This is a genomic window from Streptococcus oralis (genome assembly GCF_001579175.1).
Lineage (GTDB): Bacteria > Bacillota > Bacilli > Lactobacillales > Streptococcaceae > Streptococcus > Streptococcus oralis_O.
The window spans coordinates 493049-501184 of the sequence record NZ_KQ970759.1; the positions used below are offsets into that span (position 1 = coordinate 493049).

Consider the following 8136-nt stretch of genomic DNA (forward strand, 5'->3'; position numbering starts at 1 on the left):
TGGATCTTGAAGATTATATCCAATTACTCTGGCTAGAAATTACCTGTGGTGAAGCACCTTATATGGTTACTCGCTATGATACAGTAACTGGCGAGGAAATTCCATTATCTGAGCGAGTTGGTTTTGTTGATAGAAAATTGCAGCGCATTAGTCGTGAGGTCTCAGATGAAGCTACCTTCTATGAACTCGTAAAAAAAGCCTATCGTGCTTCCTATGGCTATGAGTATCAAGGAGATTCCCTACTTTTGGCGCGTGAAAATCTTTTAGCAACATTTGAGGACTACTATCTTGAAAAAACTGGAAATCAACCGACCTTAGAGCAAAAGAAAGAAATTGCGACTATTATCTCCTACAATGTCTTTCAGATGGATGGATTGAAAAAAATCAGTCCTTACTCAGCTAGACAAGAACAATCTCAACAGCTAAGCTTGTTTTCAGATGAGCTAGAAGTCCAAGAAATAGAAGAATCTAAAACCCAAATCAAAGACTGGAAAAAGAATAGAATGATAGGTTTTGAGCGCCTATCTAGTGAGGAAAGTGAAATGAAATTTGATGTCGTGATAGGAAATCCGCCTTATCAGGAGGAATTACAAGGAACAAGTGATAAACCAATATATCATCATTTCATGGATGAATCTTACAAAATTAGTAGAAAATCAGTATTGATAACACCTGCAAGGTTTTTATTTAAGGCTGGGAAAACACCAAAATCATGGAATGAAAAAATGCTGTTGAATGAACATTTCAAAGTCATGTATTATGTCCAAGATTCTTCAAAAGTTTTTCCTGGTACAGATATTAAAGGTGGAGTGACGATTAGTTACCATGATAATGATAGAGTTTTTGGAGCGATTGAAACATATACCGCTTTTGATGAACTGAATTCAATTTATAAAAAAGTCTATCATAGAAATGATTTCAAATCTTTAAGTGACTATGTTTTTGCACCAGAAAGTTATAAATTAACAGAAGCCCTACACAGTGATTTTCCTAATTTCGTAAACAGGTTAAGTAAGGGTCATAAATTTGATGTGACAACAAATATTTTTGAAAAGTTGCCTGAAATTTTTACGGATGATAAACCAGAATGTGAATCAATTCAGTTAATAGGTAGGTTAAATAATGAACGTGTAATAAAATTTGTTCCAAAGAAATATATCAAAGGACCTGGGAATTTGGATAAATATAAGGTGATACTGCCAAAAGCAAATGGCAGTGGGGCGATTGGCGAAGTCCTATCGACCCCACTCGTGGGTACCCCACTCGTGGGTCACACACAGACCTTTATTTCTATTGGTGAATTAGAAACATTGGATGAAGCAGATTCATTATTTAAGTATATAAAATCTAAATTTGCTAGGACTTTGTTAGGTGTACTAAAAATTACACAAGATAATAAAAAAGGAACATGGAAATATGTCCCACTCCAAGACTTTACGGTCAATTCGGACATTGATTGGACACAATCAGTGGCTGATATTGACCGCCAGCTCTATCAAAAATATGACCTTTCTCCTGAAGAAATTGCTTTTATTGAGACTCATGTAAGGGAGATGGATTGATGGTAGAAATTAAAACTTCTAAAGAGATTCATCCTAAAATCTATGCCTACACCACTCCTACGGTAACCAGTAATGAGGGATGGATTAAGATTGGTTATACGGAGCGTGATGTCACGCAACGGATTAAAGAACAAACACATACTGCTCATATAGATACAGATGTCTTATGGACTGGGGATGCCGCCTATACGGAAGAACCTGATAAGGGAAAGACTTTTAAGGACCATGATTTCCACCATTTCCTTTCTTTTCATGATGTGGAACGTCGCCCTAAGACGGAATGGTTTTACTTTAATGGAACTCCTGAAAAATCTAAAAATCTTTTTGATAAGTTTGTTCAGCATGATTTGTCTGGTTATCAGCCTGGTCAAGGACAGGACTATACCTTTTGGTAAAACCTTATCTACCTATGACCTAGCTCGTCGAATGGATGCTGTCAATGTCCTAATCGTAACCAACAGACCTGCAATAGCTAACTCATGGTACGATGATTTTGAAAAATTCATAGCTGGTCAAACGACTTATAAGTTTGTTTCAGAAACAGACAGTCTTAAAAATCGGCCAACCTTGTCACGAAAAGAATTTGTTGGCATTTTAGATGACGATGTAAGACAACTTGCTTTTATCAGTCTCCAAGACTTGAAAGGCTCTGCTTATCTTGGTGGAGAGCACAATAAACTCAAATGGGTCACTGATCTACATTGGGACTTGTTGGTTATAGATGAAGCACACGAAGGAGTTGCTACCTTCAAGACAGATCAGGCTTTTAATAAGATCCGTCGAAACTTTACCTTGCATCTATCAGGAACTCCATTTAAGGCATTAGCTAAGGGAGAATTTACCGAGGAGCAAATCTACAACTGGTCTTATGCAGATGAGCAGGCAGCTAAAACAACTTGGTCACCTGATCAAGAAGAGGAAAATCCATATGAGAGCTTGCCTCAGTTAAATCTCTTTACCTATCAAATGTCTCAGATGATTGGTGAGGAGTTAGAAAAAGGTGCTCAACTTGATGGAGAGAACATCGACTATGCTTTTGACTTGAGTGAATTTTTCGCTACAGATGATAAAGGGAAATTTATCCATGAGCAAGATGTCAGAAATTGGTTAGATACTCTATCAAGCAATGAGAAATATCCATTTTCAACCAAAGAGCTTCGGAACGAACTCAAGCATACTTTTTGGCTCTTAGAACGTGTAGCCTCAGCAAAAGCCTTAAAAGCACTGCTAGAGGAACATCCCATCTATGAAAACTATGAGATTGTGTTAGCTGCTGGTGACGGGCGTATGTCTGAGGAAGATGATAAGGTTAAACTCAAATCCCTAGACTTGGTTAGAAAAGCGATAGCAGAGAATGACAAAACCATTACCCTATCCGTCGGTCAATTGACGACAGGTGTGACGATCCCTGAATGGACAGGCGTATTGATGTTATCAAACTTAAAATCACCTGCCATTTATATGCAAGCTGCCTTCCGTGCACAAAACCCTTACTCATGGAGCGATAACAAAGGAAATCACTTCCGCAAAGAAAGAGCCTATGTATTTGACTTTGCGCCAGAAAGAACCCTGATTCTCTTTGATGAGTTTGCGAACAACTTATCACTTGCGACTGCAGGAGGTGGTGGAACTTCCGCAACTCGTGAAGAGAACATCAGAGAACTCTTAAATTTCTTCCCTGTCATAGCAGAAGACCGTGCAGGTAAGATGGTTGAAATTGATGCTAAGGCAGTTCTGACTATACCGCGTCAAATAAAAGCTAGGGAAGTCCTCAAACGTGGGTTTATGTCTAATCTCTTATTTGATAATATCAGCGGCATTTTCCAAGCCAGTCAAACCGTTCTAGACATCTTAAATGAACTACCAGTTGAAAAGGAAGGCAAGTTACAAACATCATCGGATCTACTAGACTTTTCAGGTGTTACAGTGGATGATGAGGGCAATGCAGTGGTTGACCATGAAATCGTGGTCAATCAACAAACACGACTTTTTGGTGAAAAAGTTTATGGGCTTGGTGAGTCTGTTGCTGAGTTAGTCACAAAAGATGAGGAAAGAACTCAAAAACAGCTGGTCAATGACTTGAGTAAGACCGTTTCTTCAGTAATTGTAGAGGAATTGAAGGTTGGATATGATCTGAAAACTCGGGAAACAGACCAGATCAAGAAACAAATTGTAGCAACATTTGAGAACGAAGTTCGAAAAAATGAGATAGAACGTAAAATTTCTGAAGCTCATATCAAGGAAGAGTTGCAACAACAGCTCAAGGAAGAAAATGATAAAGAACAAAAAGATAAGATTCAAGAAGTTCTTGAAAAACGTTTAGAAGAAAATAATCTCATTCATAAAGAAAAACTAGAACAAACACTTAAAAAAGAAGTGGAAAAAATGCCCGAGAAGTTTATTGAACAGGTTGAGATAAAACGGGTGGAACAGTTGAAACAATCAGCCCAAGATGAGATTCGGGACCATCTTCGAGGATTTGCACGAACAATTCCAAGTTTCATCATGGCCTACGGTGATCAATCTCTAACACTTGATAATTTTGACACCTTTGTTCCTGAGCATGTCTTCTTTGAAGTGACTGGTATTACGATTGAACAATTTCGTTATTTGAGAGATGGTGGGCAGGATTTTGCAGGACATCTCTTTGATCGAGCAACATTTGATGAAGCCATCCAAGAATTTCTTCGCAAGAAAGAGGAGTTGGCAGATTATTTTAAAGATCAAAAAGAAGATATTTTCGACTATATTCCACCACAGAAAACCAATCAGATTTTCACTCCTAAACGTGTGGTGAAGAGAATGGTGGATGACCTTGAAAAAGAAAATCCAGGAATCTTTGATGATCCGTCTAAGACATTCATTGATTTGTACATGAAGTCAGGCCTTTATATTGCAGAGCTTGTTAAGCGGCTATATAACAGCAATGGCTTGAAAGAATCCTTTCCAAATCCTGAGGAACGCTTAAAACATATCCTAGAAAATCAAGTTTATGGATTTGCGCCTTCAGAGATTATCTATAACATTTCGACTAATTTTATCTTTGGAAATCTCTCTCAAGATATCAGTAGAAGGAACTTTGTTTTAGAAGATACCATTCCAGCTGCCAAAGAAGGTAGAATTCAGGAATTGGTGAATAGATATTTTGAATATAATTAAAAAAGAAGGCGAGAGCCTTCTTTTGTTGTTTTTTACAATCCTGCAAATTCTTTGATTTCTTGTGCTGACATGGAAGAGTCGCAACGGACATTGATTTGGCCATCAGCAACATGAATGAATCCCGGAACAGTTGGGATACCATAGCGTGAACGGAAATCTTGCAAAGCATTGAGTTGGCTAGGTTCTTCGCTATTGATGAAGTAGATGTGAGCTTTGGTTTCAGCTACGACACCTGCTAATGTACCAGCAAATTTACGGCAGTAAGGGCAAGTTTTGCGACCGATGAAGAAGGTTGCAGTTTCTTTCTTATCGAGTGCTTCTTGGGCGCGTGAAACTGTAGTCACTTCAAGGTCTTTAATATCTTCTAAAAACTGATTCATAAGAATACCTCTCTTTTTTTGATAAAACTAGTATGCCACAAAGTTTCTAAAATTGCTTGAATTTGATACGAAAAAAAGATGAGATTGGTTTATCTCATCTTTTAGCTTGCTTATTTTACAAAGGCATTGATTTCTGCTTCGATATTGGCAATCTTGGTTTGTGAATCTTCGTTGCTTTCATCCACAACGGCAATGTAGAACTTGATTTTTGGTTCTGTACCAGAAGGGCGAACTGCGATCCAAGAACCATCCGCAAGAGTGTATTTCAATACATCACTTGGAGGAGTCGTCAAGGCTGTTACAGTACCGTCAGCAGCAGTAGAAGTTTGTGCTTTGAAGTCTTCTACAACAGTAATTGTTGTAGCGTTAAATTCTTTGGGACCATTGTCACGGAATTTAGCCATGATGGCTTTGATTTGTTCAGCACCGTCTACACCTGAAAGAGTTACAGAGATAGTCTTTTCAGCATAGTAACCGTACTCTTTGTAGATTTCTTCGATACCGTCAGCAAGTGTTAAACCACGTGAACGATAGTAGGCAGCAAGTTCAGCAACGACAAGAACGGCTTGGATGGCGTCTTTATCACGTACGAATGGTTTAATCAAGTAACCGAAGCTTTCTTCAAATCCCATCATGTAAGTGTGATTGTGTTTTTCTTCAAATTCTTGAATTTTTTCAGCGATAAATTTGAAACCAGTCAAGACGTTGAACATAGTTGCGCCGTAGCTTTCAGCAATCTTCGTTACCAAGTCAGTTGATACGATTGATTTGCAGAGGGCTGCATTTTCAGGAAGAGTTCCAGCGTTTTTGTGAGCTTCCAAGATGTATTTAGCCATGATTGCACCGATTTGGTTACCTGAGAGGTTGAGGTAGCTGCCATCTTTTTGAAGAACTTCAACTCCAACACGGTCAGCGTCCGGGTCAGTTGCAACAAGAACATCTGCACCAACTTTGCGTCCGAGTTCTTCAGCAAGGGCAAAGGCTGCTTGGCTTTCTGGGTTTGGAGATTTCACAGTTGAGAAGTCAGGGTCAGCCGTTGCTTGCGCTTCAACGACTTGAACAGAGTCAAATCCTGCTTGGGCAAGAGCACGACGAGCCAACATTTCACCAGTACCATGAAGTGGTGTGTAGACAATCTTCATGTCTTTACCGAATTCTTCAATCAAAGCTGGGTTGATGTTGACATCTTTAACTTCTTTGAGGTACTCAGTGTCAATAGCATCACCTATGACTTCAATCAAACCAGAAGCTTTTTCAGCTTCTACATCGGCAACTTCCACAGCAAATGGATTTTCGATAGCACGGATGTAAGTTGTCAAAGCATCCGCATCATGTGGAGGCATCTGTCCACCATCTTCACCGTAAACCTTGTATCCATTGAACGGAGCTGGGTTGTGGCTAGCAGTAATCATGATACCCGCAAAGCAGTTGAGGTGACGAACTGCAAATGAGAGTTCTGGAGTTGGACGAAGGCTTTCAAAAACATAAGATTTGATACCGTGTTTTGCTAGAACTGCAGCAGATTCAAAGGCAAACTCTGGTGAGAAGTGACGGCTATCGTAGGCAATTGCCACACCTCGCTCTTTTTCATTTCCACCTTTTGACTCAATCAAACGAGCCAAACCTTCAGTTGCTTGACGGACAACATAGATATTGATACGGTTAGTACCAGCACCAATCAATCCACGCATACCAGCAGTACCAAATTCAAGATTGGTATAGAAGGCGTCTTCCTTTGTCTTTTCGTCCATGTTTTCCAAATCTTGACGAAGGTAGTCTGGAAGTTCAGCAAAATCAAGCCATTTTTGATAGTTTTCTTGGTAAGTCATTGAGCGTCTCCTTTTATTGTAAATTGTTTTAATCGGATTCATTATACCATGATTTAGGATTTTAGTAAAACGTTAGCATAGTCGCTATTACTCGTATCGAGCTTTTTTCATTCCCCTAAAAAAGGATAAACAAGAGTTTAAAACCAAACGGTTTCAAATTGAATTCCTAATAAATTTAGAAAAATATATAGAAAAAGTTTTCAAAGAAAAAACGTGACTTCCTATTGATTCTCTAAGACGATGCTTCTATACTTAAAATAATTTTTTGGAAAAATTTAAGCTATTATTCTATAATTTTTAGTTTTTTTAAAAGGTTCGGTTTCTATTTTGAATTTTATTATCGCTATGGTAGAATATAGTAAATAATAGAAGGAGATATTCTATTATGAAAAAAATTCTTAAGCATTCTGCTTTGCTGGTATCAGCTTTAGCACTTGTTGCTTGTGGATCAACAAAGAAGGCAAGCGACAACGGTACTGCCTCAAACTCCAACTTTGAAGTATCTGTTAAAGATGGGATGTTTGTATTGCCTAAAGATGAAGATTCATCTTCAAGCTACCTTGCTCTTCAGGTTGAAATCAAAAACAACCGTGATAAAAAGTTCAGTTTCACTAGCCGCGATATCACCCTTTACAATGAAAAAGATGAAAAAGTAGAACCAATTCAAATCTATGAGAGTGACAGTAAGACTAAATTCATGTCTTATGGAGATAGCATCTCTAAAGGTAAGAGTGTAGCTGGTTATGTTGTTTATGAAGTAGACAAAGATGCTAAATATGAGCTTCATTTTGCACCTAGCTTCTACGAAGATATCAAAGAGGACTCTAAAAAGAATAACGACGTAGCTATCAAAGTTGATCCAAGCAAATACGAGGATCACATTGATGAAGCTAAAGAAGTAATGAAAAAATATGTCGATGCCGTTTACCTTAATGGAGAAAGCTCAGGTGGCGGAACAAACCTAAGCACATCTGATAACAAGGCTCAAGTCGTATCACTTGCTGATGATAAAAAATCTTCTGATGGTGATGCTGAATTTACAAACGATGTGAAGGCTGATAGAGAAGAGTTCATCAAGAAATTTGTAGAATCATTCGGAAAAGGTTTCTACAACTACAAACCATCAGACGCAGAGCTTCGTACATTTGCTGAGGCGTATATCAAAGCAAACTCTAAACGAGCAAAAATTGATTACAAAGTTAAAAC

Annotated in this window: 4 protein-coding genes and 1 pseudogene; 3 read left to right on the plus strand and 2 right to left on the minus strand. The window is 38.3% G+C overall.

All coding sequences use genetic code 11. The annotated features are described in order from the left end of the window. Nucleotides 1-1562: Eco57I restriction-modification methylase domain-containing protein (locus SORDD24_RS02500; RefSeq protein WP_231082662.1), on the plus strand; the 1562-nt coding region annotated here is incomplete at its 5' end. Continuing rightward, nucleotides 1559-4721: pseudogene (locus tag SORDD24_RS02505) on the plus strand (DEAD/DEAH box helicase family protein). The gene SORDD24_RS02500 and the pseudogene SORDD24_RS02505, both read left to right, overlap by 4 nt. Nucleotides 4722-4753: 32 nt before the next feature. Here SORDD24_RS02505 and SORDD24_RS02510 read toward each other — a convergent pair. Beyond that, entirely contained in the window at nucleotides 4754-5101 is a 348-nt protein-coding gene (locus SORDD24_RS02510) for a DUF6568 family protein (RefSeq protein WP_061407144.1), read from the minus strand. 110 nt (nucleotides 5102-5211) lie between these two features. Next, nucleotides 5212-6930: a phospho-sugar mutase gene (locus SORDD24_RS02515; protein ID WP_061407146.1), complete on the minus strand. Its 1719-nt coding sequence runs from the start codon at nucleotides 6928-6930 to the stop codon at nucleotides 5212-5214. Between the two features lie 385 nt (nucleotides 6931-7315). On the opposite strand from SORDD24_RS02515, the gene SORDD24_RS02520 reads away from it, so the two are divergent. Further along, nucleotides 7316-8136 (plus strand): DUF4352 domain-containing protein (locus tag SORDD24_RS02520; RefSeq protein ID WP_061407875.1); only part of this gene is annotated, 821 nt, incomplete at its 3' end.